This window comes from Streptomyces sp. NBC_01384, assembly GCF_045040035.1.
In the GTDB taxonomy this organism is placed as follows: domain Bacteria; phylum Actinomycetota; class Actinomycetes; order Streptomycetales; family Streptomycetaceae; genus Streptomyces.
The window spans coordinates 1,015,111-1,040,032 of sequence record NZ_CP109559.1; the positions used below are offsets into that span (position 1 = coordinate 1,015,111).

The 24,922-nt window shown below is 71.3% G+C and carries 22 protein-coding genes; 4 read left to right on the forward strand and 18 right to left on the reverse strand.

Annotation, left to right across the window (positions count from 1 at the left end):
• Positions 1–263 precede the first annotated feature (263 nt).
• Positions 264–1,619: a tetratricopeptide repeat protein gene (locus OG747_RS04385; protein ID WP_405877950.1), complete on the forward strand. Its 1,356-nt coding sequence runs from the start codon at positions 264–266 to the stop codon at positions 1,617–1,619.
• On the opposite strand, the gene glgB is transcribed toward OG747_RS04385, so the two are convergent.
• The 17 genes from glgB to OG747_RS04470 all read right to left on the reverse strand — a co-directional run bounded on the left by glgB (position 1,597) and on the right by OG747_RS04470 (position 19,335).
• Positions 1,597–3,780, reverse strand: a complete 2,184-nt coding sequence (gene glgB, locus OG747_RS04390; RefSeq protein WP_405885445.1) for a 1,4-alpha-glucan branching protein GlgB — start codon at positions 3,778–3,780, stop codon at positions 1,597–1,599. The two genes, OG747_RS04385 and glgB, sit on opposite strands and share 23 nt — an antisense overlap.
• A 110-nt stretch (positions 3,781–3,890) precedes the next feature.
• Positions 3,891–5,420, reverse strand: coding sequence for a maltokinase N-terminal cap-like domain-containing protein (locus OG747_RS04395; protein ID WP_405877951.1), 1,530 nt, complete (start codon positions 5,418–5,420; stop codon positions 3,891–3,893).
• A complete protein-coding gene (locus OG747_RS04400) occupies positions 5,417–7,405 on the reverse strand; it encodes an alpha-1,4-glucan--maltose-1-phosphate maltosyltransferase (protein ID WP_405877952.1) in 1,989 nt (662 codons plus the stop codon). The genes OG747_RS04395 and OG747_RS04400 overlap by 4 nt, the downstream gene beginning before the upstream one ends.
• A gap of 28 nt (positions 7,406–7,433) precedes the next feature.
• Positions 7,434–8,030 (reverse strand): DJ-1/PfpI family protein, encoded by a 597-nt coding sequence (locus tag OG747_RS04405; RefSeq protein ID WP_405877953.1) that lies wholly within the window; start codon positions 8,028–8,030, stop codon positions 7,434–7,436.
• Between the two features lie 5 nt (positions 8,031–8,035).
• The gene (locus OG747_RS04410; RefSeq protein WP_405877954.1) at positions 8,036–9,712 is read right to left on the reverse strand and encodes a thiamine pyrophosphate-binding protein; all 1,677 of its coding nucleotides are present in this window, start codon (positions 9,710–9,712) and stop codon (positions 8,036–8,038) included.
• Positions 9,713–9,745: 33 nt separating this feature from the next.
• Complete coding sequence (locus OG747_RS04415; RefSeq protein ID WP_405877955.1) at positions 9,746–10,582, reverse strand: type 1 glutamine amidotransferase domain-containing protein; 837 nt, start codon at positions 10,580–10,582, stop codon at positions 9,746–9,748.
• Positions 10,583–10,781: 199 nt separating this feature from the next.
• Complete coding sequence (locus OG747_RS04420) at positions 10,782–11,333, reverse strand: NAD(P)H-dependent oxidoreductase (protein WP_405877956.1); 552 nt, start codon at positions 11,331–11,333, stop codon at positions 10,782–10,784.
• 60 nt (positions 11,334–11,393) lie between these two features.
• Complete coding sequence (locus OG747_RS04425) at positions 11,394–11,831, reverse strand: nuclear transport factor 2 family protein (protein WP_405877957.1); 438 nt, start codon at positions 11,829–11,831, stop codon at positions 11,394–11,396.
• A gap of 71 nt (positions 11,832–11,902) precedes the next feature.
• Positions 11,903–12,343, reverse strand: a complete 441-nt coding sequence (locus OG747_RS04430; RefSeq protein WP_405877959.1) for a VOC family protein — start codon at positions 12,341–12,343, stop codon at positions 11,903–11,905.
• Positions 12,336–13,919, reverse strand: a complete 1,584-nt coding sequence (locus tag OG747_RS04435; protein ID WP_405877961.1) for a GMC family oxidoreductase — start codon at positions 13,917–13,919, stop codon at positions 12,336–12,338. The genes OG747_RS04430 and OG747_RS04435 overlap by 8 nt, the downstream gene beginning before the upstream one ends.
• 14 nt (positions 13,920–13,933) lie before the next feature.
• Entirely contained in the window at positions 13,934–14,305 is a 372-nt protein-coding gene (locus OG747_RS04440) for a nuclear transport factor 2 family protein (RefSeq protein ID WP_405877963.1), read from the reverse strand.
• 67 nt (positions 14,306–14,372) lie between these two features.
• On the reverse strand, positions 14,373–14,801 hold the full coding sequence (locus OG747_RS04445) for a nuclear transport factor 2 family protein (RefSeq protein WP_405877965.1): 429 nt from the start codon (positions 14,799–14,801) through the stop codon (positions 14,373–14,375).
• 256 nt (positions 14,802–15,057) lie between these two features.
• Positions 15,058–15,717, reverse strand: a complete 660-nt coding sequence (locus OG747_RS04450) for an NADPH-dependent F420 reductase (protein ID WP_405877966.1) — start codon at positions 15,715–15,717, stop codon at positions 15,058–15,060.
• A gap of 21 nt (positions 15,718–15,738) precedes the next feature.
• Positions 15,739–16,185: a nuclear transport factor 2 family protein gene (locus OG747_RS04455; protein ID WP_405877968.1), complete on the reverse strand. Its 447-nt coding sequence runs from the start codon at positions 16,183–16,185 to the stop codon at positions 15,739–15,741.
• 198 nt (positions 16,186–16,383) lie between these two features.
• Complete coding sequence (locus OG747_RS04460; RefSeq protein WP_405877969.1) at positions 16,384–17,085, reverse strand: SDR family oxidoreductase; 702 nt, start codon at positions 17,083–17,085, stop codon at positions 16,384–16,386.
• A complete protein-coding gene (locus OG747_RS04465; RefSeq protein ID WP_405877971.1) occupies positions 17,075–17,740 on the reverse strand; it encodes an SDR family oxidoreductase in 666 nt (221 codons plus the stop codon). Before OG747_RS04465 ends, OG747_RS04460 begins: the two co-directional genes overlap by 11 nt.
• A 143-nt stretch (positions 17,741–17,883) precedes the next feature.
• A complete protein-coding gene (locus OG747_RS04470; protein ID WP_405877973.1) occupies positions 17,884–19,335 on the reverse strand; it encodes an MFS transporter in 1,452 nt (483 codons plus the stop codon).
• A gap of 712 nt (positions 19,336–20,047) precedes the next feature.
• Here OG747_RS04470 and OG747_RS04475 point away from each other — a divergent pair.
• Positions 20,048–21,307: an MFS transporter gene (locus OG747_RS04475; RefSeq protein ID WP_405877974.1), complete on the forward strand. Its 1,260-nt coding sequence runs from the start codon at positions 20,048–20,050 to the stop codon at positions 21,305–21,307.
• A 135-nt stretch (positions 21,308–21,442) separates the two neighbouring features.
• Complete coding sequence (locus OG747_RS04480; protein ID WP_405877976.1) at positions 21,443–22,273, forward strand: SDR family NAD(P)-dependent oxidoreductase; 831 nt, start codon at positions 21,443–21,445, stop codon at positions 22,271–22,273.
• On the opposite strand, the gene OG747_RS04485 is transcribed toward OG747_RS04480, so the two are convergent.
• Positions 22,263–23,429: a low temperature requirement protein A gene (locus OG747_RS04485; RefSeq protein WP_405877978.1), complete on the reverse strand. Its 1,167-nt coding sequence runs from the start codon at positions 23,427–23,429 to the stop codon at positions 22,263–22,265. The genes OG747_RS04480 and OG747_RS04485 overlap by 11 nt on opposite strands.
• A 321-nt stretch (positions 23,430–23,750) precedes the next feature.
• Here OG747_RS04485 and OG747_RS04490 point away from each other — a divergent pair, with 321 nt between their 5' ends.
• Positions 23,751–24,836 (forward strand): mechanosensitive ion channel family protein, encoded by a 1,086-nt coding sequence (locus OG747_RS04490; protein ID WP_405877979.1) that lies wholly within the window; start codon positions 23,751–23,753, stop codon positions 24,834–24,836.
• Positions 24,837–24,922 lie beyond the last annotated feature (86 nt).

Genomic DNA, 24,922 nt, shown 5'->3' on the forward strand with positions numbered 1-24,922 from the left:
AAGTGGTGCTTTGACTCAATGAGTCAACTAGAAGTGACAGCTTCAGTCAAGCATGGTTTTAGCAAAGGACGATCTCGATAAACGGAATATCTATATCCGCATCGAATTCGAGGGAACGCCGGCGGACATGGGAGCTCATGACACATCAGTCCGTGCGCCCCCGCGTGCGCGTACGAGCCCGGCCAACTCCATTGGCCCGACATCGACTTACTGGTAACTTTGATCTGTCATCCTGGTGGTCAAGCCACCCCCAAGGAGCTCACATGGACCCTCTGGAGACCTCCACGGCCGTAGGATTGGGCGAGCGCATCCGGCTGATGCGCGGCAAACGTGGACTCAAACAGCAGGACCTGGCATCGACGGAGATATCGGCGAGCTACATCTCCTTGATCGAGTCGGGCAAGCGCGTCCCCTCGGACGCCGTGCTCAGCGCACTCGCGGAGCGACTGGAGTGCTCCGTCGAGTTCCTGCGCACCGGGCGGGACGACCACGAACTGGAAGAGGCGCGGCTGCGCCTGGCGTTCGGTGAAATGGCCCTGCGCAACGGCAGCAACGGCGAGGCCCTGCAAGCACTCAGCGAACTCCTGTCGAACCCCTCGCTGCTGGACCCGGCGATGACACGGCGCGCGCGGCTCGGGCAGGCCACCGCCCTGGAGAAGCTGGACCGCATCGAGGCCGCGATCGCGGTCCTCGACGATCTCCACCGGGAACCCGATCTGGCCGCCGGGTCCGCCGAGTGGTGTCAGACCGCCGTCGCCCTGTGCCGCTGCTATCGCAACGTGGGGGACATCACCCTCAGCATCGAGGTCGGTGAGCGGGCCATGTCCAAGCTGGACGCCCTCGGCCTGGACGTCACCGTCGACCACATCCAGCTCGGCGCCACCCTGATGAGCTCGTACCATCTGCGCGGCGACCTCGCGCGGGCCCATCTGATGGGCCGCAAGCTCATCGACGCCGCCGAGAAGCAGGGCGCACGGGCCGCGCGGGGCGCCGTCTACTGGAACGCCGGGCTCGTGGCCCGCTCCCGCGGCCAGCTGAGCGAGGCACTGGCGCTGGTCGAGCGCGCGCTGGCGCTCATGTCCGAGGACGACAACCTGCGCCACCTCGCCATGCTCAAGATGAACTACGGCTCGCTGCTGCTGCAGGTCGACGAGCCCGAACCGGCCCGCGGCAAGCAGCTCCTGGAGGAGGCGCAGCAGCTCCTGGCCGAGGTGGGCAACGCGCCGGAGCTGGCACTGTGCGAGATCGGCCTCGCCGACGCCGACGCGATGCTCGGCCACTGGGACGAGGCGGCGGCGCACGCCGAGCGGGCCCTGGGCCTGACCGGCAGCGAGTCCCGTATCCAGGCCGTGGCCGCGCGCGGGACGCTGGCCGAGATACATCTGCTGCGCGGGGACGTCGAGCAGGCGGTGCAGTGCCTGCAGGCCGCCACCCGGCAGCTGCGCCAGTTCCCGCCGTCCCACCAGGTCGCCCTCAACTGGCGCTACCTCGGCGACCTCTGGCAGCGCCAGGGCAACGCCTCCGAGGCCCTCAAGGCCTACGACCGGGCGCTCTCCGCCGCCGGCATGGTTCCGGCCCGCGACCCGAGCGCGACGCTCATCGATCAGCACCGTCCCTGACCTTCCCGGCTCGAGACGGCTCCCCGCCGGGCCGCAGCCAGACCGTCGCCAGCGGCGGCAGCGTGAGCACGGCGCTGTGCGTGTACCCGTTCCAGGGCACCGGCTCGGCGGGGAGCGCGCCGGCGTTGCCGACGCCGCTGCCGCCGTACGCCACGGCGTCGCTGTTCACCGCCTCCGTCCAGGTCCCGCCCGCCGGCAGGCCCACTCGGTAGCCCGCGCGCACCACCGGGGAGAAGTGGCACACGGCCACGAGCGGCCGGCCGAGCGCGTCGCTCCGTACGAAGGACACGACGTTGTCGGCCGCGTCGGAGCCGTCGATCCAGGCGAAGCCCTCCGGCCGGCAGTCCAGTTCCCACAGGGCGGGCGTGCTCGTGTAGACGCGGTTGAGGTCGCGCACCAGCGCCCGGATGCCCCGGTGGTCCTCGTGCGCCGGCCACTGTTCGTCGAGCACCCACCACTGCGGTCCGCATTCGTGTTCGAATTCCCTGCCCTGGCCGAATTCCTGCCCCATAAACAGGAGTTGTTTGCCCGGATGGGCCCACATGAAGCCCAGATAGGCCCTGAGCGTGGCGCGTTTCTGCCACCAGTCGCCCGGCATCTTCGCCACCAACGCGCCCTTCCCGTGGACGACTTCGTCGTGCGAGAGAGGCAGCAGGAAGGCTTCCGTGTGTGCATAGACCATGGAGAATGTCAACTCGTTGTGATGGTGGGCGCGGTGCACGGGGTCGCGGGCGAGGTAGCCCAGTGAGTCGTGCATCCAGCCCAGGTTCCACTTCAGGTCGAATCCGAGCCCGCCGAAGCCGGTGTCGCCCACTTCGTAGGTGGGCCGTGTCACCCCGTCCCAGGCGGTGGACTCCTCGGCCACGGTGATCGCCCCCGGTGCGGCACGGCGCACCAGATCCGTCGTGGCCTGCAGGAACGCCACCGCATCCAGGTTCTCCCGGCCGCCGTCCACGTTCGGGAGCCAGGCTCCGTCCGGGCGCGAGTAGTCCAGGTAGAGCAGGGAGGCGACGGCGTCGAAACGCAGCCCGTCGGCGTGGAACTCCGTACACCAATACGCCGCGCAGGCGGTCAGGAAGTTACGGACCTCGCGGCGGCCGTAGTCGAATTCGAGGGTGCCCCAGTCCGGATGCTCGGCACGCCGGGGGTCGGCGGGTTCGTAAAGCGGCTCCCCGTCGAAGCGGGCGAGCGCGAATGCGTCGCGCGGGAAATGGGCGGGAACCCAGTCGAGTATCACGCCTATTCCGGCCCCGTGCAGCGCATCCACGAGATAGCGGAAATCGTCGGGATCGCCGAGCCGCGCGGTCGGTGCGAAGAAGCCCGTCACCTGATATCCCCAGGAGCCGCCGAAGGGGTGCTCCATCACCGGCATGAATTCCACATGGGTGAAACCCAGTTCGGCGATGTACTTGGGCAGTTCCTCGGCGAGTTCCCGGTAGCCGAGGCCCGGCCGCCAGGACGGCAGATGCAGTTCGTACACGGACAGCGGCACCCCGTGGCAGCCCGTGCCACCGCGCCCGGCCATCCACTCCGCGTCGCCCCAGGTGTACGCGGAGGCGTGCACGACGGACGCGGTGGCGGGCGGCCGCTCGGTGGCCCGGGCCAGCGGGTCGGCCTTCTGCAGCAGCCGGCCGTCGCGGGTGTGGATCTCGTACTTGTAGCGGGTACCGGCGCCGACACCCGGCACGAACAGCTCCCACACCCCGCTGGACCCGAGCGAGCGCATCGGGTGTCCTGTCCCGTTCCAGTGGTTGAAGTCCGCGACGACCCGGACGCCCTGGGCGTGGGGCGCCCACACGGCGAAAGAGGTGCCCGGCACGCCATCGAGGGTGCGCACGTGCGCGCCGAGCACCTCCCAGAGCCGCTCGTGCCGTCCCTCCGCGATCAGATGAAGGTCCAGCTCGCCCACGGTGGGCAGGAAGCGGTAGCCGTCCTCGGACACCACCGGTTCCTCGTCGCCGTACGCCACCAGGAACCGGTAGCGCGGGGCGTCCGGTCCCGGCAGCCGACCGGCGAACAAGCCGTCACGCTGGTGGGTGAGTTCGGTCTGTTCGATCCGTTCGCCACGTTCGCCCTGTGCGGTCTCCACGGTGACCCGGCGGGCGTGCGGACGCAGCGTCCGTACCACGGCGCCGCCCTCGTCCGGGTGCGCGCCGAGCATCGCGTGCGGGTCGTGGTGCGCACCGGCCAGCAGTCGGTCGAGCTCGGCATCGGAAAGCCGGATGTCGTCGGACACGGGGAACCATCCTGTCCAGTGAGGGGGCGGCGGGGTCAGCGGGCCGTGCCCGCCAACCGGTGCACGGCGGCCAGCGGGATCGGCAGCCGGCCGGGGCGGTGGCGGGACTCGTACACGGCCTCGTAGACCGCCTTGTCGGCCTCGAAGGCACGGAGCAGGACGGGGTGACAGTGCGGGTCGTCCCGTCCGGCGGCGGCGTACCCCGCGCAGAACGCCCGCCGGTTGCGGACCGCCCACGCATGGGCGCGACGCGACAGCCGCAGCCGCTGCGCGGGCGCGGAGGCAGAGGCGGGCACGGGGGTGGCCGTGGCGTCCGCGTCGGCGGACTGCAGGGCGGCGAGGCTTGTGCGGGCCGCGTAGTCGAAGGAGCGCAGCATGCCGGCGACGTCGCGCAGGACCGGGTGCGGGCGGGCGCGTTCGGCGGCGGGCCGGGCCGGTTCGCCCTCGAAGTCCACGATCCGCCAGCCGTCCGGCGTGCGCAGTGCCTGCCCGAGGTGCAGATCGCCGTGGGTGCGCTGGACGAAGACGGGGCAGCCGGAGCCGGCCAGCCGGGCGTAGTCGTCGAAGAGCGAGCCGAGCCGGCCCGCGTAACGGGCGAGCGCCGGAACCTCCTCGACGGCCTCCTTGAGGCGGATGTTCATCCGGGCCGCCTCCTCGGCCACGTCCTCCCGTGTCAGCCGGGCGCGGCCGAACGCCCGGCCCAGCGCGGTGTGGACCTCGGCGACGGCCTGGCCCAGGCTGTGCGCGTGCCCGGTGAACCCGCCCCCGGCCAACGGCCCGCGCTCCGAGCCGCCGACGCACTCCGACGCGTGCCGTACCGCCTCCTGCCAGCCGTCCCGCGCGTCGGGCAGGAACTCCTCGACCAGCCCGAGCACCAGATCCTCGGCATGCGGCGCGTCGCTGCGCACCGCCCCGTACAGACGCGGGGTGCGGGCGCAGCGCTGCCGGGTGAGGGCGCGCAGTGCGTCGACCTCGATGTGCGGGCCGGGTTCCGGGCGCCTGAAGACCTTGAGCAGGACGCGGTCGCCGTACGACACGGTGGTGTTGCTCTGTTCGACGTCCAGCGTCCTGGGCACCAGGCCGACCGGCAGCGGGAAGCGGGTGGTGCGCTCCAGGCGCAGCCCGCCGGGTTCTCCGCCGCCCGCCAGGGTCCGCAGCAGTACGCCGAGCAGGGCGCCGTCCTCGACGGCGTCGTAGAGCCACCAGCCCGCCCAGGGGCCCTCCGGCACCGTGGCGATGGCCGTGTGGGCGAGGGCGGCGGGCAGCTTCGGGCGCAGCCCCAGCAGCAACTGATACGGCAGAAACGATCCGTCAGATCGGTGCGCGGCCACGACGGCGTGCAGCAGCACCGGCGGCCGGTCCTGGACGACCGTCGCCGCGCGGGCCGTCAGCGAGACCGCGCCGTCCCGGCCGTCGAACCACCGGCGGCGGGCCAGCCACGGCCCGAGTGCCGGAAGCAGCGGTCCCAGGATCCGCTCCGCGGCCGCGTCGTTCGTCCGGTCGCCGTCGATCCCGCCGTTCATCCGGTCGCCGGTCGTCAGGCCTTTCGTCCCCTCGCCGCTCATGTCGACTCCACGGGCGTCAGCACATGCGCGACCCGGTGCGCCGGATCGAGGCGTACGTAGGCGGACTCGCCCCAGGTGTAGATCTCCCCGGTGAGTTCGTCGCGCAGCTTGAGCGAGCCGTCCCCGGGCAGTCCGAGCGCGGCGAGGTCGCAGCTCACGGTCGCCTCGTGGGCGTGGTGCGGGTCGAGGTTGACGATGACCAGCACCGTGTCCGTGCCGCCCTCGGGCAGCGCCACCCGCTTGGAGTAGGCCAGGATCCGGTCGCAGTCGGTCGGGTGCAGGCACAGGTTGCGCAGTTCCTGGAGGGCCGGATGCGCGCGGCGGAGGCGGTTGAGCCGGGTGATCAGCGGGGCGATGGTCCGGCCCTCGGCCTCGGCGCGCTCCCAGTCCCGCGGCCGTAGCTGGTACTTCTCGGAGGCCAGGTAGTCCTCGGTGCCCTCCGCCGGCGCGGTGTTCTCGCACAGTTCGTAGCCGGCGTAGACACCCCAGCTGGGAGCGGCGGTCGCGGCGAGCACGGCGCGCGCCTCGAACGCGGGCCTGCCGCCGTGCTGGAGGTATGCGTGCAGGATGTCGGGGGTGTTGACGAACAGGTTGGGCCGCAGGAAGTCGGCGCTCGCGCGGCTGAGTTCGGGCAGGTACTCGGTCAGTTCCTCCTTGGTGTTCTTCCAGGTGAAGTAGGTGTACGACTGCTGGAAGCCGGCCTGTGCGAGGGCGTGCACCATGGCGCGCCGGGTGAACGCCTCGGCGAGGAACACCACGTCGGGGTCGGTGGCGTTGACCTCCGCGATCAGCCGCTCCCAGAAGGGCACCGGCTTGGTGTGCGGGTTGTCCACCCGGAAGATGCGCACCCCTTGGTCCATCCAGTGGCGCAGCACGCGCAGCGCCTCGGCGTACAGGCCCTCGGGGTCGGAGTCGAAGTCGAGGGGGTGGATGTCCTCGTAGGTCTTCGGCGGGTTCTCGGCGTACGCGACGGAGCCGTCGGCGCGATGGTGGAACCACTCCGGGTGCTCGGTCAGCCAGGGGTGGTCGGGCGAGCACTGCAGGGCGAAGTCCAGGGCGACTTCGAGGCCGAGGTCGCGCGCGGTGGCCACGAAGCGGCGGAAATCCGTCAGGGTCCCGAGGTCGGGGTGGACGGCGTCGTGCCCGCCGTGCCGGGAGCCGATGGCCCAGGGCGAGCCCACGTCGCCGGGCCCCGCCGTGAGCGCGTTGTCCGGGCCCTTGCGGTGGGTGGTTCCGATGGGGTGGACGGGAGGCAGATAGACCACGTCGAAGCCCATGGCCGCGACCGCGGGCAGCCGCCGGGCGGCGCTGCGCAGGGTGCCGCTCACCGGCCGTCGGCCCGCTTCGGCGACCGCTCCCTCGGAGCGCGGGAACAGCTCGTACCAGGAGCCGACAAGGGCGCGCCGCCGTTCGACGCGCAGGGCGAGAGGCCGGGAGGCGGTGACGAGATCGCGCAGCGCGTAGCGCCCCAGCGCGGCCGTCACCCGGGGGTCGGTGACGGCGGACAGCCGGGCCGAAGGCGGGCCCAGGGTGTCGTGGAGCGCGGCGACGGCCGCGGTCACCGCCTCCCGGCGGTCCGGATCGGGCATGCCGAGCGCCGCTCTGCGGTGCAGCAGCACGCCCTCGGTCAGGGTGAGTTCGGTGTCGACGCCGGCCTCGATCCTCAGCCGGGCGTCGTGGCGCCAGGTGGCCAGCGGGTCGGCCCAGGCCTCGATGTGGAAGGTCCACAGGCCCTCGGCGTCGGGCACCACGGTGGCGTGCCACCGGTCGGCGTCCGGGTCGACCAGGGTCATCGGTACCCGGTAGGCGGGACGGTCGGCGGGGTCGCACAGCACGACGTCCGCCGCGACAACGCCGTGGCCCTCGCGGAAGACGGTGGCCGTGATGTCGAGGTGTTCGCCGGTCACGGCCTTGGCGGGCAGTTCCCCGTCCCGCACCCGCGGGCGGACGTCGAGGACGGGGATGCGCCCGGTCACCGGTGTCATGGATCGCTCCTCCCCCGTTCGTTCCCCGTCAGCGGCGCCCGGTCGGGGTCGGCCGCGTGCGGGTCGCGAGCAGGTCGATGATGGTGCGGGCGAAGAGGTGGCAGTGGTCGCCGGTACGGGCGGTGACCAGGTCGTCGTGGACGACGACGTCCTGGTCGACGTACTCGCCGCCCATGTTCCGCAGATCGCCCAGCAGGTTGTTGTGCACCACCGCGCGCCGGCCGCGCACCAGTCCCTGGACGGGGGCCGCGAGCCACATGCCGTGGCAGATGATGCCCTTGACGATCGCCGGGTCGGCGAACGCGCGGCGCAGGAACTGGGCGGCGGGCGGCAGCCGGTCGGGGTCCTCGGTGTAGCGCAGCCGGTCGGAGACCATCCCGGAGGGGACGATCACGGCGGAGAACTCCTTCAGCGCGAACTCGTCGATGTCTTCGAAGGACTCGCTGACATCGAAGGGCATCCGGTGCTCGTGGCCGTGGAAGGTGACCTTGTCGCTGCCCCACAGCCGGGACAGGAAATGGATCTCGGCGCCCTCCTCGGGGAAGCGGTGCCCGTAGTAGAGGATCTCGGGTTCGTAGAAGTCGCTCTCCATGAGGACGGCGATCTTGTGTCCGGTCAGTCGCACGGCGGCTAGTCCCTCCCCTTGGCGGTCACCAGATCGACGAGGAACGGGCCCCGGTGGGCGAGCGCCTGGGCGACGGCCTTCGCGGCCTGGCCCGGTTTCTCGACCCGCACGGCGGCCACGCCCAGCGAGCGGGCGAGGTTGACGAAGTCGATCGGTGGCCGGCTCAGGTCGAAGATCTCGGGCTGCTCGTGGGCCTCGATCGACTGGTCCCGCCAGTACTCCTCGATGTTGTTCTCCAGGAGCTTGTAGCTGCCGTTGTTGCAGATGACGAACTTGGCGGGGATGCCGTAGCGGGCCGCGGTCCACAGCGCCTGGAAGGTGTACATGCTGCCGCCGTCGCCGGTGAGGCCGACGACCGTACGGTCCGGGTGCGCGAGCTGGGCGCCCAGCGCGCCGGGGATACCTACGCCGAGGGAGCCGCCGCGGGTCTGCATCCACTGGCCCGGCACGGTCGGCGGGAGGTACCGGAAGATCTCGGGTGACGCGGTCAGCGCCTCGTCGAACAGCAGTGCGTCGCGAGGGAGTTGACGGGCGAGCTCCTGGGCGAAGGCGACGGTGGGCAGGCCCTGTACCTCGCACGCGCACCGGTCGCGGTCCTTGGCGCCGGCCAGCGCGTCGGCCCGCTCGGTGGCGCGCCGGCGCAGCCGCTCCTCGGCGCGCGCCCGCCGCCCGGCGCCCAACTGCCGCTCCAGGGCCCCGGCGAGCAGTTCGAGCGTGCCCTTCGGGTCGGCCACGAGCCCCAGGTCCACGGGAAAGTTCTTGGCGATCGCGTCGGTGTCCAGGTCGATGTGCACGACCGGGGCCCCTTCGGCGAAGACTCCGTCCAGGGCCGGATAGACCTCGGGCAGGGCGTAGGTGCCGACCAGCAGGACGCCGTCGGCGACGCCAGTGATCCGCCGACTCTGCTCGCCGAACATATGGCCCAACTGGCCCGCATACGTGGGGTGTTCGGCGGAGAGGTTGACTTCCGCCCAGTCGGCGCCGTAGACATCGGCGCCCCATACCTCGGCCAGGTGGGCCAGCTCCGGCTGGGCGCCGGCGAAATGGACGCCGTCGCCCGCGATCACCAGCGGACGCTCCGCCCCGGCGAGCAGGGCCGCGGCCCTGGCCACGGTCTCCGCGTCGGGCACGGCGCGGGTGTCCGGGTAGGAGACGGGCACGACGGCTTCGGCGGTGGTCCGGTCCATCACGTCGGCGGGCAGGACCACCAGGACCGGCCCGTACGGCGGGGTCCCGGCCACCTTGAAGGCGCGTCGCAGCACGCGCAGCGTGGAGTCCGGGTCGACCACGCGGGTCGCCCACTTGGTCACGGGTTTCGCCATGCCGACCAGGTCGGCGGCCATCTGTGCGTCCAGCCCGTCGTAGCGCAGTCCGGCCTCGCCGACCAGGGTGACGATGGGCGCGTGGCCCCGCATCGCCTGGTAGAGCATGCCGATGCCGTTGCCGAGCCCCACCCCGGAGTGGAGCTGCAGGACCGCCGGAGTGCGGGTCGCCCTGGCGTAGCCGTCCGCCATGCCGACGGCGGTGGTCTCCTGCAGGGCCAGTACGTACTGGATCGAGGGGAAGGAGCGCAGTTCGTCGAGGAACCCCTGCTCGACCGTGCCGGGGTTGCCGAACATGTACCGGACCCCTTCGGCCTGCAGCTGCTCCAGGAGCGCGGTCCGCGCGGGCCTGCTGTCCATGGTGTGTTCACCTCTCGTGGGAACCCGGGGGTGTCAGGAGGTCTTGAACCCCCACTGCCGCAGGCCCTGTTCGAGGACCTCGACGGTCTTCTGTCCGGTCAGGTACGAGTCCGGGGTCGACCGCCCGGTGATGAACGGGTAGTCGACGATCACCGAGGTCTCCTTGCCGAAGTTGCCGTGGTAGGCGCCGCCGGGGGCGGTGGCGTCGCGCAGGATGTACTCCAGCGGGTACGGCGGCGGTCCGATCACGAAGTCGGTGCCCAGGAAGCCGGTGCCGTCCTTGTAGTCGTACTCGATGCAGTGACCGGTGACGTGCTTGCCGCTGATGATGCTGGTGCGGTCCTCCTGGTCGCGGGCGAAGGCGAGGCAGGCGACGCCGTAGCACTCGGCCGCGATGGGCCGCTGCAGCTCGTGGAAGGCGAGGATCAGGTCGTGCACCCGCCAGTTGTTGGCGAGGTCGACGATCGGTCCGCTGCCGCCGACGATCAGCAGCGCGTCGTAGCGGTCCGCGATCTGGCTCCGCACCTGCTCCAGCCGGGTGTTGTAGGCCTCCCAGTCCCGCAGGAAGTACGGCTTGGAGCGGTAGGGCCGGTCGGGCAGCCAGGACGAAAGGTCGAGCGGGTTGTCGAGCCGGTCCGACGCCTCGACGGCCCGTACCTTCGCCGCCATCTGGGGCGTGGTGACGGACCGCCCGAGCGGCGGGTCGACGTAGTCGGGGTCCATGCTCGGCGGCAGCGCCTGGGGACGCTTGCCGGTGGGGGTGGCGAAAGTGAGGTGGTAGCCGGCCTTGTCGAAGGTCTCCAGGGGGCCGATGAGCTCTTCGCCCCAGTAGCCGTATTCGGACAGGACGACGAGGATGCGCTTGCTCATGGAAGGTCCTCTCGTTGCACTCGGATCGTCCGGCTCATTCGTCGGCGATCCCACGAACTCCTGTGTACGTTCCGCGGGGCCGGGTCTCGGCGAGCGGCTCCCGCGGTGGCGCTGCTGCCGCAAGTGGGCCGGGGTACTTCGGTACGTCGGCCCACCGTCGGGGGGAGGGACGGTGGGCCGAGTCGGGGGGCCGGCCGGGTCAGGCCACGGCCCGCGCGGCCGAGCCGACGAGGAACTCCCCGTACCGGCGGGCCTGGTCGGCCAGATCCTGTTCGGTCCAGGTCCGCACACCGTGGAAGAGCAGCGGATCGGCGTACTCCATGCCGATCAGATGCGCCGTGGCATCCAGCGGGAGCAACAGCTCACGGGCCGAGAAGCGGTTGTAGCCCGTCGGGCCGTAGCTGACGGCGGGGCCTCCGGTGGTGGTGACGACCTGGAGCGTCTTGCCGTGCAGGGCGTCGCCTCCCTCGCCGTAGGCGTAGCCCTCCAGGAGCACCTCGTCCAGCCACTGCTTCAGGAACGGCGGAACGGAGTACCAGTAGAAGGGGAACTGCAGGACGATCAGGTCGTGTTCGCCCAGCAGGCGCTGCTCCCGTCCGACGTCGATGCCGCCGTCGGGGTAGGCGGCGTACAGGTCGTGGACCAGGACGCCGGGACTCTCGCGCGCGACGGCGGCGAGGGCCGCGTTGACACGGGAGCGGTCCAGGTGCGGATGGGCGAGCAGAACGAGCGTGCGCGACGCCTGGAACATGGAGCCTCCTTCACGGTACGGCTGCGACCGGCGGGCGTGGGCGACGTCCGCAGCCGTGTCCTACAGGGCGGGTGAGCCGGGCATGGGGGTGATGTCGTCCACGACGTATTCGGTGATGCGTACGGCGCCGTCCTGGACGGCCAGCGTCCAGGTCTGGGACGCGTCGAAGCCGAGCCAGACGCTGCGGGCCTGAGGCGGGGTCCAGGTCTTCGTCTGCCAGTTCACGACGACCTCGATCTCCGCGCTCTGCTGCGAGCCCGAGAGGATCCGCACGGAGGTCAGCGTGTGGGCCTCGTCGAAGAACTTCACGGAGACCGCGTCGTACCAGTCCCGGAAGCCCGGAATCCCGTTGAAGGTCCCCTCGGGGAACTTCATGACCAGCCCCTCCGGCGTGAGGTAGGTGAGCAGCTCGTCGACGGGGGCATGGCGGTCGAGCGCGTCGAACCAGCCCAGGGCGATCTCCCTGGCCGACTCCTCGGTGATGGTGCTTGCTGCCATGGTTCGCTTCCTTTCCTGACGTACTCGGGTGCTCGGGTGCTCGGGTGGTCGGGTAGTCGGGTAGCCCGTGATCAGTGACCGTGCTGAGCGGGCTGTTCCTCGTCGCGGTAGCCCTGGCTGACCTCGACCACCACACCGTCGGGGTCGGTCACCCAGACGGTGCGCCAGCCCGGGATGAAGTCGTCGAATTCCAGCGGGCCGAGGGAGACGGGCACGGCTCCCCGGGCCCGGTCCAGGAAGGCCTGTACGTCGTCGGTCTGGAACGCCAGGTGCCGGATGCTGCCCGGCTCCCCCGGCCCGTCCCCCGTGGGGGAAGGGGCGGGCTCGGCGGAGGCGGTGAAGAGTTCGAGATAGGCGTCGCCGTTGCGCAGGAAGACCACGCGGTCGTCGCCCAGCTGTACCGACCGGGCGCGCTCGAAGCCGAACCAGGTCCGGTAGAAGTCCTCGGTCGCCTCCAGGTCCCGGCAGTTGAGCCCGGCGTGCGACCACCGCAGTTCGATCGGTTCAGGCACCTCGGTCCTCCTTGATGAGGTCGGCGGCCCGCTCGGCCACGGCGACGATCGCCGTGTGCGGATTGCCCGAGGGGACGGTCGGCATGACGGCGGCGTCCACCACCCGCAGGCCGCTCACTCCGTGCACCCGCAGCCGGGGGTCGACCACGGAGTCGTCGTCGACGCCCATGCGGCAGGAGCCGGCCTGGTGGTGGTAGCTGTCCGCGTGCGCGCGTACGAACGCGACGAGCTCCGCCTCGCTGCGTACGTCCGGCCCCGGCCAGAGTTCTCCCTTGAGCACGGCGGCGAACGGCGAGGCGGCGAAGATCTCGCGGGACAGCTCGACCGCCGCCACCAGGCGCCGGATGTCGGCCAGGTCTCCCAGGTAGTTCGGGTGCACCAGCGGCTTGGCGAGCGGATCGGCGCCGGCCAGTCGGATCCAGCCGCGCGAGAGCGGCTGGACGACGCCCGGGACGATGCTGACGGCGTTGGGGTGCTGCTGCCCCACGATGATGTCGAACGGCACGTGGACGAAGCCGAGTTGCAGATCGGGCGCTTGAAGGCCGGGCCTCGACGTGGTGAACAGCGCGGACTCCGACATGTTCTGCGTCGGCGGGTCCACGGGCTCGATCGTTTCGGCGATCACCCCGGTCAGCACGTGGTTGTGGAAGTTCTCCCCGACGCCCGGCACCTCGGCGACCACCGGCAGACCGTGCTCGCGCAGCCGCGCGGGGTGTCCGATGCCGGAGAGCAGCAACAGCTTGGGCGACTCGATCGCCCCGGAGCAGACCAGCACCTCGCGGCCGGCGCGCACGGTGTACTCGCCCGGCGCGGTCCCCGGCTCGACGGCGAGGAATCGGCCCTCGCCCCGCGCCGCGACCGGGTCGGCCACCTGGTAGGTCACGCCCACACAGCGGCCGGCCTCGAAGACCAGCCGGGTGGCCTGCGCATGGGTGCGCAGGGTCAGATTGGGCCGGTCGAGGGCCGGCTCCAGGTAGGACTGGAGCGCTCCGCGCCGCCGGCCGTCCACCACGTCGAGGTGGTGCCAGCCCGCGCCGAGCATCCGGCCGCCGTTGAAGTCCGCGGTCTGTGGATGTCCCACCTCGGCGCAGGCGTCGAGAAAGATCCGCGAGTACGGATTGGGCGCGTGCAGGCCCGCGTTGGTGACCGCCTGCGGACCGTCGGTCCCGCTGACGCCGTCGACCGGGTCCTCCTGCGACTCCAGCTTCCTGAAGTACGGCAGCAGATCGGCGTACGACCAGCCGGCCGCGCCCTGCCGCTCCCAGTTGTCGAAGTCCGAGGGGTGCCCCCGGACGTGCATCATGATGTACATGTTGCTGCTGCCACCGGGCATCCGGCCGCGCGGCTCGTACACCACCCGGCCGCCGAGTCCGGGCTGCGGCACGGTCCGGTAGCCCCAGTCGACCTCGGTCCCCAGCAGCGTGACCCAGAGCGGGGCGGCGTCCACGGCCGCCGGTATCCACGGGCCGCCGGCCTCCAGAAGGAGCACCCGTACGTCCGGGTCCTCGGTGAGCCGGTTGGCGAGCACGGATCCGGCGGTGCCCGCGCCCACGATGACGTAGTCGAATGCGTCCATGCTCCGCTCCGGTGTCAGCCCGGGACCACGGCGCGGAAGGGCACCGTGTCGTGGAAGTTGGCCAGGTAGGTGATGCGTCCGCCGACCACGCGGAAGTAGTTCGCCACATCGGCCTCTATCGCGTCGCCCGTGTGGGTCGTCGCGGAGATGTGGGAGACGACCGCGGCCTGCTCGCCGTCGACGACCACGTGCCGGGGCGCGTTGGTGAACGACGCGTACAGGTCGGGGAATCCGGCCAGCATCTCGCTGAGCGTCTGCCGGCCCTCGACATGTCCGGCCAGTTGCTCGTCCAGGACCATGTCGACGGCGAACAGGTCGACGAACGACGCCCAGTCCCCCTGGCTGGCCAGCTCGTAGTACCTCGTGATGACATCCCTGGTGTCCACTCCGGCCTCCCGGTGTCGATGGGTTGGCGGTGGGTGTCGGTTGGTCCGCGCACCGCCGCACGGTGGTTCAGGCGACGAACTCCTCGAACTCGGCGGTGCCGCCGCCGAGCATGGCGCCCCGGCCCGAGACGATCCGGCCGTCCCGCCAGCTCAGGAAGTGGACCTCTTCGATGTCCATCCGCCGTGCGGGGTCGTCCGCACGCGTCGCCGTGTTGTGGGTGAGGGCGACGGCCGTTGCGTCGCCGACGAGGATGGACACGAAGTCCATCGCGAGGGAGCCGCCGGACAGTTCGCCCATCGTCGTGAGGAAGCCGATGAACTCGTCCAGTCCCCGGTACGTGCGGGAGACCCGCGAGCAGCCGGCGGCCTGCCAGGTGAGCTCGGGGTCCCAGAACTCCTCGATGGCCACCCGGTCCCCGGTGCCGAGCGCGCCGTAGGCCGCCTCGACGCGCTCCACCGTCAGGGCATCGCTCTTCTTCGCCATGAGATCCGTCATGAGATCCGTCCACTCCTTCTCAGCTCGGCGTACAACTGATTCCGGCGGAATGGCCAACGTCCGGAACACCGCCGTGAATTGATTACACAAACACGCGGGATCCCGGACAAGAAAATTCCGGCCGACTGTCCGCACTGCGCCAAGTCCGCCTTCGTACTGTCAGCGCGCGAAAAAGCGCTCCCCATCAGCACCGGCTGATGGGGAGCGCTTTACGGAACCGACTGACGCCGTCGACTGACGCCACCGATCGACGCTGTTACCGAGCGGCCGACGAGAGACCCACCACGTCGCGCATCTCGGCCTCGCTGTAGAACAGATGGAAGACCGATCCGCCGGGGTCCAGGGCGGCCGAGTCGTCGAGGCCCCCGAGGTGCACGGGAACCCAGCCGGCGTCGCGGACGAGGGAGCAGACGATCTCCCCGGCCTCCTCGTCGTCGGCCGCGACGGCCATGGCCCAGTAGGTGGCCTGCTCGCTGCCCCGGGGCCAGAGCAGTTCGTCGGGCACATGACTGAACGCCCGTACGACCGTGCTGCCGGGCAGCAGCCGCGCCATCCTGCGGCCCTCGGTGAGGCCGGGCTCCAGCGCGGAGAGCCAGCGCCCGCCGATGTAGGCGAGCTGGTTGGTCGCGTTGATGACGATCTTCCCCGCGAGCAGGCCGGCGATCTCGTCGACCAGGGCGTCGACGGTCTCGCCCGGCACGGCGAGGAGCACGATGTCCCCGGCCGCGGCCGCCTCCGCGGGGAGCACCACACTGGCGCGTTCCCCGAGGCCCGCTATCTCCTCGGCGCGCTCCTGCGGATGGCGGGAACCGAAGACGACCGTGTGGCCGGCGGCGATCCACAGACGGCCGGCCGCCATGCCGATCCGCCCCGTGCCGATGATGGCGAGGCGTCGCGGCGTCGTGGTCTCAGGCATGGTCGAGTTACCCCCTCCTTGTCAGACCTGTCCGTCCGCCAGACGGTCGGGGAGTTCCTTGAGCTTGTACTGCGCCCACATGTACTCGTTGACCGCGTGCGGGTCGCCGGCGTGCACCCGCACCTCGGCGATCTTCCCGTCCGCCACCCGGTAGGACGTGCAGGTCGGGAAGAGGTACTCGACGCCTCCCGAGAAGCCGTGCCCCAGGTGCTTCTCGACGACCGTGCCGTCGTCCAGTTCACCCAGGTGCAGGTTGTCCACCACGATCCCCGCCTTCGCGAGGGCGGCGTTGAAGGCCATCACCGCGTCGATGCCCTCGTGCAGGCCCGACAGCGGGTGCTGGCCCGGCATGAACCAGGTGATGTCCGGCGCGTACACCTCATTGCGCAGCTGCTCCAGGTCCCTTGCGTGGAAAGCCGCGTACATGCGCTGTACGACATCGGTGTTCGACGTAATCGTCAAAGCCATCCGACTTCTCCTTCTTGTCTCGACTTCTTGTACGGACTTCTTGTACGGACTTCTTGTGCCGACGCACAGTCGATTCCGGCGGAGTGACCAACCGCTCGAATACCGCCGTGAATTCAGTACACGAATTCGCCACGCGCCCGGCAAGAAACGAAAGGACCCACGCACGCACTGCGCCAAGTCGGCCGCCGTACTCTCGCGTCACCAGGGCAGCGGTTTGCCGTCCCGGAAGAAGCCTCCGCTCGGTCCGCCGTCGGGCAGCAGTGCGGCCCAGACGACCCCCGCGGCGCCCTCCGCGACGGGTCTGCCGCCGCCGCCCATGTCGGTGGCGGTCCAGCCCGGACAGACCGCGTTGACGAGCACCCGCTGCCGGCCCAGCTCACCCGCGAGGAGCCGGGTGAGCGCGTTGAGCCCGGCCTTGGAGACGCTGTAGGCGGGGGTTCCGCCGCTCATCGCCTGCAGGGACCCGCCCTCGCTGCTCACATTGACCACCCGCGGGTGCGGGCTGCGCAGCAACAGCGGCAGCAGCGCCGTCGTGACCCGCCACGCTCCGAACAGGTTGGTCTCCAGCGCCCGTCTGACCGAGTCGAGATCGGCGGAACGGGCCTGGGCCCAGGTGTCGTAGAGGATCGCTGCGTTGTTGACGATCACATCGGTACGGCCCAGTTGCCGGGTGACCCAGTCGGCCATGGCGGTGACGCTCGCGTCATCGGAGACGTCGAGCTGGACCGCTGTCACCCGCTCGCCGCCCGGGTCGATGCGCCGGGCGGCCTCGCGCCCCTTGACCAGGTCGCGGGAGCCGAGGACCACACGGTGGCCGTGGCCCGCGAGCTGCCGGACCACTTCCCGCCCGATGCCGCGGTTGGCGCCGGTCACCACCGCGACGGGACGGTCAGCGGGCATCGGTGTCGAGCCCGGCGAACGCCGTGGGCCACCCGAGTGCCGGGGCGCCGGGATCGTCGTAGAGCTCGAAGGTCTTGCCCCGGGCCGCCGTACTGAAGAGCGCCTCGACCACGGCGTCCGCCACCGCGTCACGGCTGGCGGAACCGTCTCCGGTGTCGCCCTGCTCCAGCCGGACGCCGACCGCTGCGGACTCGGTGAGCCAGCCGGGGCGGACGATGGTGTAGGGCGTACCGCTGTGGCGCAGCGCCTCCTCGCCGGCCGCCCGGGCCCGGATGATCCCGGCGAACTCCGGGTGCTCGTGGGCGCGGGTCGAATAGATCGAGGAGACCAGGACGACCGGCAGATCGCTCTTGGCGGCCTCGATGGCCAGGGTCTCCACTCCTTGGTGCAGCAGGGCGTCGGCGCCCGCGCTGTCCGACGGCGGTTCGACCGAGACGACCACGCCGGCCAGGCCGGTGAGCAGCGCCGGGTCGAACCCCTTGGCCAGGTCGACGGTGAGGGCGGTGACGCGGTCGGGGACGCGGCGCGGGCGACGGCTGGCGACGGTGACCCCGTGTCCCCTGCCGACGAGGCGGTCGGCCACCCGGCGGCCGGTGCGTCCGGCGCCGCCGATGACGAGGAACGAGCCTGTGGCGCCGGTGAGTTGATCTGCCATCAAGAACTCCCGTGAAGCTGTGTGTTGTCCGTTGTGAGGCATGGATTCGGTGGGACCGGAACAGCCCGCGAGACCCCGCGCGCCGGGGGGACGGCGGGGTCTCGGGTGGGCCGGAGGGTGCCCAAGGTAGCTGCCCGGGTCGCTCAGCCGGCTTCGGTGGGCTGAAGCGCGTCCGCGCGCCCCTTGCGGCCCAGCGCCGAGAGCCCGACGACCAGGGCGCCGGCCGCGGCGACGGCGCCACCGGTGATGAAGGCCGCGTGGTATCCGCGCAGGATGTCCGCGGCGCCGGTCCCGTCGGTGAACGCGTTGGCCACGGTGACGAGGACGGCGACGCCCATGCTGCCGCCGACCTGCTGGGCGGTGACGTTGAAGCCGCTGGCGACTCCGTGCTGTTCCTGCGGGACCCCGGTCATGGACGCCGCGGTCATGGCCGCGAACGCGATGCCCTGGCCCACGCTCATCACGGCGACCCCGGGCAGGATGTCCACCCAGTAGTTGCCGTCCAGCGGAACACGGGCCCACAGGACACCCACGCCGACGGCGATGAGGAGCAGACCCAGCGCCATCAGCGGACGCTGGCCGACCCGGGCCATCAAACGCCCCGCGGTGTTGGCCGAGACGATGACGAGGATGCCCATGGGGACGATCGCCGCACCGGACTCCAGCGGCGAGTACCCGAGGATTCCCTGCATGTACAGCGGCGCCAGGAAGAGCATGCCGAGCAGCGCGGTGAAGAAGGTGACGGCGGTGAGCGTCGCCGCGCGCACCGGGCCGGAGCGGAAGATGCTCAGGGGCAGCAGGGGGCTCGCCGTGCGCCGCTCCCACAGCACGAACACCAGCAGCAGGACGACCGCGGCCACCAGGGCGACGACGACATCCGTGGCGCCCCATCCCTCGGTGGACGCCCGGCTGACTCCGAACACGGCGAGGGCCAGGCCCGCGGTGACCACGACCGCTCCGAAGACGTCGAGCGACTGGGGCCGGCGGACACTGGCGGGCAGGGTGGCCCGCACGGAGAAGAGGACGGCCGTGCCGATGGCCGTACTGACGATGAAGACCGAACGCCAGCCGAAGGCGTCGGTCAGGACACCGCCGAGGATCAGACCGATGCTGAAGCTCGACGCACCGACCGAGGTGTAGATGGCGAGCGCCTTGTTGCGCTGCGGCCCTTCGGGGAACAGCTGCGTCACCAGGGCCAGGGAGGCCGGGCCCGACAGCGCGGCGCCGAGTCCCTGTCCGGCGCGCGCGGCGATCAGCACGGCGGTGTCGGGGGCGACGGCGGCGCACACCGCGGAGACGGCGAAGAGGCCCACGCCGACACCGAAGCAGAGCCTGCGGCCGAGGACGTCGGCGGCCCTGCCGCCGAGCAGGAGGAAACCGGCGAACGCGACGGCGTAGGCCGTCATCGTCCACTGCAGGGTGGCCTCGCTCATGTTCATGTCGCGCCCGATGTCGGGCAGCGCCGAGTTGATGACCGCGACGCTGCCGGAGTCGAGGGCCAGAGCGGCGGCGAGGATGACGAGCGCCGCCCACGGCCGCCCACCGGAGGAGGAGGCAACAGATCGTTGCCTGGCTGGTGCGGTCTGGCTGGTCACAGATACTCCTTGGGGAGGGGGGTCTCATCCACGGTGCCGCCCCTCCCGCATGTCGAGGGGCAACTCCGAGACCCACCACTGTGGTTGCTGTTGCACAGCCGCAGTCGGCCGCGCGGGCCGGCCGACCGTATTGCGGCCCCTCCCCGGTGGCACTACGTCAACTGTCCCGCCGGCCCCCGGCGGACCGGCGGGGGGCGGTCCGGCCGCCACCGCCTCGCGACAGTGCGGGGGCGGACTTGGCGCAGTGCGGGCGCCGTGGACCATCACCCGCCGGCGTGGGCCGGCTTCGGGTAGCCAACTCATGACGGTCCGGCCGCGGCCGGACCGTCGCCCCCTCTCTTCCCCCACCGGAAGGGCTGAGAACGGCACGTCAGGACCTTCCTCGACATCGGCCCCACCGGCAACGAGCTGGAGTGGTACACGCACGAGCGGTGGCGGGTGGCGGGCGGCCTGCTCGCCGAACGCTGGGCCGTCGACGATCTCGCCACCCTGCTCGGCCGGCTGGGCCATCGGATGCCGGGCTGGAACGGCGCGGCGAGCTCCGCCTGAGGCGGTGCCGCGCCGATCCCGACACGACGCCGCCGCGGTCCCCACGCCGTGCCCGCCGATCCGACGCCGTGCGCCCGGGTGCCGGCCAACCCCGGGCGCACGACGCTCCACCACCCAGCGCCCGCCCGGAGATCCGGTCGGGCCAGGCCGAAGGAGTCATCCGATGCGCGCTCGCTTTCTGGACGCCGCTCTGCCGGGCGGACGGGCCCGCCGTCCCGTCCTCCTGCTGTCCCTGGGCACCTTCGCCCTGGGCACCGACGCCTTCGTGGTCAGCGGTGTGCTGCCGCAGGTGGGCCACGACCTCTCGGTCGGGATGGGCTCCGCGGGGCTGCTGGTCACCGTGTTCTCCGCCGCGTACGCCGTGAGCGCGCCGGTCCTCGCCGTGGCGACCGGCACGCTGTGCCGCCGCAGGATTCTGCTGATCGCCCTGGCGGTGTTCGTCCTCGCCAACCTCCTCGCCGCGCTCGCCCCCGGTTACGGAATCATGATCGTGGCCCGGGTGCTGGCCGCCCTCGCCGCCGCCCTCTACACGCCGGCCGCGACAGCGAGCGCCGCGGCCATCGCCGCTCCCGAGGAGCGCGGCCGGGCCCTGACCGCCGTCCTGGGCGGCCTGACGCTGGCCAACGCGCTCGGCGTGCCCCTCGGCACCCTCATCGCGCACGGCTTCGCGTGGCGGACCACCTTCGTGTTCGTCGCGCTCCTCGGCGCCCTCGCCCTGTTCGGGCTGAGCCGCTCGCTCGGTCCCCTCCCCGCCGGCGGTACGGCGTCCCTGCGTGAGCGCGTCTCGGCCTTCCGTATCCGTACGGTCCCGACCACCCTCACCGCGACGGCCCTGGCCGTCTGCGGTGTCTTCGCGATCTACACGTACCTCGCCTGGTTCGCCGACCGGACCGCGGGCATCGACGGCGGCGCCGTCACCGTCGTGTATCTGACCTTCGGCGTCGCGGCCGTGATCTCCAACCTGCTCGCCGGAACCCTCATCGACCGGGTCCCCCCACTGCGGGTGGCCGCGGTCGCCATGGCCGGCCTGACCGTCGCCTTCGGCGGCCTGGCCCTGACCGGCCTGTTCGGCCGTCACAACACCGCCACCGCGGTGGCGGTGTGCCTGATCGTCGCGGGCTGGTCGCTGGTGGGCTGGATGTTCAACCCGGCCCAGCAGCAGCGCCTGCTGACCGCCGCGGGAGCGCAGGGCCAGGTCGTGCTGTCGCTCAACGCGTCCGCGCTCTACGCGGGCCAGGCGGCCGGCGGCGCCCTCGGCGGACTGCTCCTCGCCCACGGCACGACCGCGCTTCCGCTCGGCGGGGTGGCCTGTGTCCTGGCGGCCATGGTCTTCCTGGCCCTGTCCGCGCGGCGGCCCCTGGCGGCCGCCGCCTCCGCGCGGCCGGCGAACTCCCCCGCCCCGGCCCGCCAGTCCGCTTCCTGACCCTGGTACCGGCCCGCCGGTCCGCCTCCTGCCCCAGTACCGGAACGCCGCCGACGACGCCGCGGTCGGTGCGGACGGACTGCCCCTCCCGCACCCCTCCGTGCCCTCGTCATCGACCCCGAAGGAGTCTCACAGATGACCGGTTTCACCCACCGGACCGTCCTCATCACCGGCGCGACGGACGGCCTGGGCCGCGCCCTGGCCCGTGAACTCGCCGCCCAGGGAGCCACCTTGATCCTGCATGGCCGCTGTCCCGCCAAGGGCCGGGAACTGCTCGCCGCATTACGCGCCGACACCGGCAACGAGAACCTGACGTACGAACTCGCCGACTTCGCCTCGCTGGCGGACGTCCGCGCGCTCGCCGACCGGGTCCTGTCGACGTACGACCGGCTCGACGTCCTGGTGAACAACGCGGGCATCGGTGTGGCCCTGGCCCGCCGGGAGAGCCGGGACGGACTGGAACTCACCTTTCAGGTGGACTACTTGGCGACATACGTCCTCAGCTGCCTGCTCGCACCCCTGCTGGTGCGCTCCGCGCCGGCCCGTATCGTGAGCGTCAGCGCGGCCGGGCAGACCCCGGTCGACTTCGACGACGTGATGCTGGAGCGGCGCTGGGACGGGGTGCGGGCGTACTGCCAGGCCAAGCTGGCCCAGATCAGCCTGACGTTCGACCTCGCGGAGCGGCTGGCCCCGGCCGGCGTCACGGTCAACGCCCTGCACCCGGCCTCGTCCATGCCCACCAAGATGGTGGCCGACCTCTTTCCTCCGCAGAGCACCCTGGAAGAGGGCATGCGCCATACCCTGCGCCTGGTGACCGACCCTGCGCTCGACGGAGTCACCGGCGCGTACTTCGCGCGCGACCGGCGGGCACGGGCCGGCGCCCAGGCGTACAACGCCGAGGCCCGCGCACGGCTGCGGGTCCTCAGCGAGTCCCTGACGGGTGTCGCCCTGCCGGTTACCGCCTGAAGGAGCGCTGCCGCAGGATCAGCGGGACGCCCCGGCCCGAGCTGAGGAGCCAGTGCTCCCACACGTTGATCAGGACGAGCAGCAGGGCGGTCAGACCCACGGTGGCCACCGGGGGCAGATGCCCGGCCGCTCCGGCCGCGGCGAAGAGGGCCAGCGCACCGAAGAAGCGGGTCTTGGACGCGGCGCCGAACATCCGGCGGCGCGTGTAGCAGAAGGTGAGGGTGAACAGGGCCGCGCCGCCGGGCAGCAGTCCGGCGGCGATCCCGTGTGCCTCGCCCAGGGGGTGCTGTACCGCCCGCTGGGCGCCGACGGAGACCAGCAACAGGCCGACGACCAGGACGAGATGGCCGTAGCTCAGTACGTCGCGCACCACGATCGACGGGGTCGGGTGGGTGCGCAGGGCGTGCGCGATGGCCGAGGCCGCGAGGTGGAAGTAGAGCCACCACAGTCCGCAGCCGGTCAGGAACGCGAGGACGAGCGCCGTCAGATGGGTGGCCCGCATGGGACCGGTTGCGACGCCCGCGCCGACGGAGAAGACGTTCTCACCGAGTGCGATGATCACGAACAGGCCGAACCGTTCGGGCAGATGGTTCACGCCGAACGCCAACTGCCGCAGATGGCCACTGAGTACGAGCGGCGCGGCGATCTCCGCCAGGACCGCGGCAACCCAGCCGACCGTGCGCCACGGCTCGGGAAGGGCCGCTGTGCAGAACAGGACCAGCGCGAAGCCGAGGCCCGCGCGATAGGGGTGGATGGTGTAGAGGGCGCATTCTCTGCGGATGGCCTCTCCGATCAGGAGGCGGAGGGCGAGATAGCTTCCGGCGTACAGCAGGGCCTCCTCGCGCACGGCCGGCGCGTGCGGCGCGGCTACGGCCATGCCGTACGTCGCCAGGCCCGACAGGAGCAGGAAGATCCGTTGGGTGTTCGTCTCGTGCACGGCGTTCATCGCCATCACCACATCGACCCAGGCCCACCAGAGCGGGATCAGGACGAGCAGACACCGGCCGAGCGCCGGCCAGCTCGGATGGCCGGCGAGCAGGTGCGCGATCTGGCTGACGCCGAACGCGAGCACCAGATCGAAGAAGAGCTCCGTCCAGGTGGCCCGGTCGCGTGCCTCCGCGACCGGGACGGTCGCTGCTGCCGTTGCGTCGGTCATTTCTTCATAGGCTCATGAGTTCGACCCTGAGCACCGTGGTGCGCGGGTGCGCGCGGCGCACTGCCGCAAGTCGCGGCACCGGCTGTGCGAACTCGGTCAAGGGCGGGTCCCGACGGGCCCGGTGACGGGTGTGCAGGTGTGCCGGAATCGTGCGGGCCAGGTGCCGGATGTACGCGCGAGTACGGCAGGATGAGCGGTCGCCCCGGATGACGAACACGCGTCCGGGCATGATCGTGCGTTCCCGGATTCGAGCAGGTGGCAAGTGACGACTCAGCACATCCGGCCCATGGGCCTTCCCCTCGGTCGCGCGGGAGGCGGCCGGTGAAACACTCCCTCACCCTGGACGATCTGATGATGGCCGGCATCCCCGTGGCGGCGGGTCTGCTGGCGGCCTTCCTGTCGCGCATGCTGCTGCGCTGGCTGGGCAAGCACGCCTCGCGCACCCGCTGGAGCGGTGACGACTTCATCGTCGACGCCCTGCGCACGCTCGTTCCCTGGGGGGCGATCGCCGCGGGTGTCTCGGCGGCGGGCGCGGTGCTTCCGCTGACGGCTCCGGTCGGCCGCAATGTCAACAAGGTCGTGACCGTCGCCCTCATCTTCGTCGCGACGCTCACCGCGGCCCGGGTCATCACCGGGCTGGTGCGGTCGCTGGCGCAGTCCCGGTCGGGTGTCGCCGGTTCGGCCACCATCTTCGTCAACATCACCCGGGTCGTGGTGCTGGCGATGGGCTTCCTCGTCGCGCTGCAGACGCTGGGCATCTCCATAGCGCCGCTGCTCACGGCCCTGGGTGTGGGCGGTCTTGCGGTCGCGCTCGCACTGCAGGACACGCTGGCCAACCTGTTCGCGGGCGTCCACATCCTCGCCTCGAAGACGGTCCAGCCCGGCGACTACATCCGCCTCAGCAGCGGAGAGGAGGGCTATGTCGTCGACATCAACTGGCGCAACACGACGGTCCGTCAGCTCTCCAACAACCTGGTCATCATCCCCAACGGTCAGCTCGCGGGCACCAACATGACCAACTTCAACCGCCCCGAGCAGCAGATGACCCTCATCGTGCAGGTGGGCGTCGGCTATGACAGCGACCTGGAGCACGTCGAGCGGGTGACCATCGAGGTGGCCGCCGAGACGATGACCGAGATCGCCGGCGCCGTCCCGGACCACGAGCCCGCCGTCCGCTTCCACACCTTCGGCGACTCCCGCATCAGCTTCAGCGTCATCCTCGGCGTGGGCGAGTTCAGCGACCAGTACCGGATCAAGCACGAGTTCATCAAGCGCCTGCACAAGCGCTACCGGGACGAGGGCATCCGGATTCCGGCGCCCACGCGCACGGTCGCGCTGCAGCCGGGTGGGGCGGAGCTCCTCGAAGTGGGCATCCCGCACCAGCGCGAGGCCACGGCGGGGAGGTAGAGCCGGGCGGCACACGTCCGCCCGGTTCCCCGCGCACACCGGGTGTCGGAGGGTGGCCGTCGAGTCAGGGTAGTGGCCGGGCTCGC